The 2,493-nt window shown below is 36.0% G+C and carries 3 protein-coding genes and 1 pseudogene; 3 read left to right on the forward strand and 1 reads right to left on the reverse strand.

Features of this window, described 5'->3' with window-relative positions; translation table 11 throughout:
* Nucleotides 1–426, forward strand: a 426-nt coding sequence (locus WFK35_RS22120; RefSeq protein WP_336734746.1) for an MnmC family methyltransferase, incomplete at its 5' end; no start/stop codon positions are given.
* 308 nt (nt 427–734) lie between these two features.
* Nucleotides 735–1,151, forward strand: coding sequence for an NUDIX domain-containing protein (locus WFK35_RS22125; RefSeq protein WP_087709834.1), 417 nt, complete (start codon nt 735–737; stop codon nt 1,149–1,151).
* Nucleotides 1,152–1,181: 30 nt separating this feature from the next.
* Here the strand turns inward: WFK35_RS22125 and WFK35_RS22130 are convergent, their stop codons facing one another.
* Entirely contained in the window at nt 1,182–1,886 is a 705-nt protein-coding gene (locus WFK35_RS22130) for a DUF4294 domain-containing protein (protein WP_214589586.1), read from the reverse strand.
* A gap of 51 nt (nt 1,887–1,937) precedes the next feature.
* On the opposite strand from WFK35_RS22130, the pseudogene chrP reads away from it, so the two are divergent.
* A pseudogene (chrP, locus tag WFK35_RS22135) lies at nt 1,938–2,493 on the forward strand (chryseobasin maturation metalloprotease ChrP); the annotation flags it as partial.

Here is a 2,493-nt window from a genome sequence, read left to right on the forward strand (position 1 = left end):
ACCCTTGAGAAATACCCCATAAATGAATCGGAAATTAACGATTTAGCCTATTTTGAGCTTTTCGATAACCCCGAATTCAAAAATATTTATCAAAAAATTCATCTGGCAGAATGGGAAAAGTCAGAAGAAATCATTAGTGGTTTCAACTTAAAAAAGATAGAATGTGATTTTTTTGATCTGAAGAATATCGATTTACCCGAAATAAACCTGGTATATTACGACTGTTTCGGTGCAAGAGTACAGCCCGATCTTTGGGAAAAGCCCCTTTTTGAAATGGTTGCGGATAAAATGGCTGTTAACGGATTATTAACCACCTACTCTTCGAAAGGAAGCGTAAGAAGAATTCTTCAGGAACTGAATTTTAACGTTGAGAAAAAACAGGGACCTCCGGGAAAAAGAGAGATGATTAATGCGGTGAAGTTGTAAGGAAGATGGAAGCTTGAGGCTGGAGGCTGGAAGATGGAGGTTTATTACTGAGGTGTTTTTATGATCTGTAAAATATTGAGTGTATACCTTATTATATATTGAAGTTTTTTTAATTTCATTCTAAAAGTTTGTTATTCCGGAGAAATCTAAACATCACATTCGGTAAAAGACTGGAAAAATTTGCTTCCTGATAGTTTTGAGTATGTAAATCTAAGATTAAAAAAAATTAAAATCAGTCGTAAACTTCCAGATCATGTCTTCGGGCATCCGACAATTTTCCCTAAATTAGCTTTAACAAATTATTATATATGATAGATAAGATCAACATTAGAGTTTACGCCTGTGCGGTAAAAGATAAAAAAGTCCTTACTTTATTTGAAGAATACGCAGGTGAACCTTTAATGAAATTTCCGGGTGGCGGACTGGAGTTTGGAGAAGGATTAATAGATTGTCTGCATCGAGAATTCGATGAAGAGCTGAATGTAAAAATAGAAGTTGTGGAACATTTTTATACGCAGGAAGATTTTCTGGTTTCGCGTTTCAGAGAAAATGAACAGCTTCTTACCATATATTATATTGTAAACATTATTGACGAAGGCGATTTCCTGATTCTTGATCCCTGCATCGAAAAAACAGAATGGATTGAGATCGACAGACCGGACAATCCGTTTCCGTTGCCTATCGACAAGATTGTTTTTGATAAATTAAAAGAAAAATTCCTGTAAAAGCTTTACAGGAATTTTTTATGATCGATATTATTTGTAGACTTTAAAGCTGCTTGCTCCGGAATAAGGCTGAAGATAACCTGAATTCCAGTTGGATTGCAGCAGGGATTCCAGATATTCATCGGTTCTGTTTTTGTGCGGATCATAAGGATCTTTAAGATCAATATCTGCCATTTTTCCTTTTACATTCCACCAGAAAGCACTCCATCCTCCTCTTAATTCTTTAATGATTTCGTAGACATTTTTTCCGGTTGCTCTGTTCATCAGTTTGGCAAAAACCTGTCCTTCTGTTGTCGTAAGATCACGAAGCTGTTTTTCGTACTGGTCGGCTAGAATATTCTGTCGGTCTCTGATGTATTTTCGTTTTGCTTTACTGTCCATATTCGTCATTTCTCCCTGAATATCTCTGTATTGCTGTAAAGCAGTTAAAAATAACGGATATACTCTGTAAAGCTTTTTATTTAAGAAATAATAATAGTTTCGATCAAGCTGATTATTGAATTTCGGTTTATTCAGCAAAACCAGCTCATCCATTACCACCACAGTTTCCCCGTTGATTTCATAGATCCTTGCTTTCTGCCTTTCGTCATAGAAATATTTGTTGCCGAATTCATCTGTTTTCAAAAGTTCTGCAGGGTACTGACTTAAAGGTTTCGCAATGATGGAATCCTTCTGAGCCGAAATACTGACTCCAAAAAAGAAGAGAAAAAGACAAATAATCTTACTAAAATTCATTATTTTTACGCGTATTAGAACAAAAATTAAACGCAAAAATCATTCCTTTTTATGAAATTTGAAAAGAAATCTTTAAAATTTTTAGAGAAATATTTAAACACTTCATCTCCAACAGGATACGAACACGAGGGACAGAAAGTATGGATGGACTACATTAAGCCTTATGTAGACAAAATTGAAGTGGATCATTACGGAACCTGCTACGGAATCATAAATCCCGAAGCGGAATTTAAAGTAGTGATTGAAGCGCATGCAGATGAAATTTCATGGTATGTAAATTATATAACAGATGACGGATTGATCTACGTGATCCGAAACGGAGGTTCTGATCAGACAATTGCTCCGTCCAAAGTGGTTCATATCCACGGTGAAAACGGAATTGTAAAAGGTGTTTTCGGATGGCCTGCAATCCACACAAGAGCCAACCAGAACGAACCGACTCCAAAAATTGAAAACATCTTCATCGATTGCGGGGCACCTTCCAAAAAGGAAGTGGAAGAAATGGGAATTTATGTAGGATGCATGATTACGTATCCCGATGAATTCTTCGAAATGAATGACCGCTATTTTGTCTGCAGAGCTTTAGACAACAGAATCGGAGGTTTTA

The sequence above is a fragment of the Chryseobacterium sp. VD8 genome, from assembly GCF_037149975.1.
Taxonomy (GTDB): Bacteria; Bacteroidota; Bacteroidia; order Flavobacteriales; family Weeksellaceae; genus Chryseobacterium; species Chryseobacterium indicum.

Excerpts from the sequence above, each read along its gene's own strand:
- WFK35_RS22130 (WP_214589586.1), bottom strand. The coding sequence starts at position 1,886 with ATGAATTTTAGTAAGATTATTTGTCTTTTTCTCTTCTTTTTTGGAGTC.
- WFK35_RS22125 (WP_087709834.1), top strand. The coding sequence starts at position 735 with ATGATAGATAAGATCAACATTAGAGTTTACGCCTGTGCGGTAAAAGAT.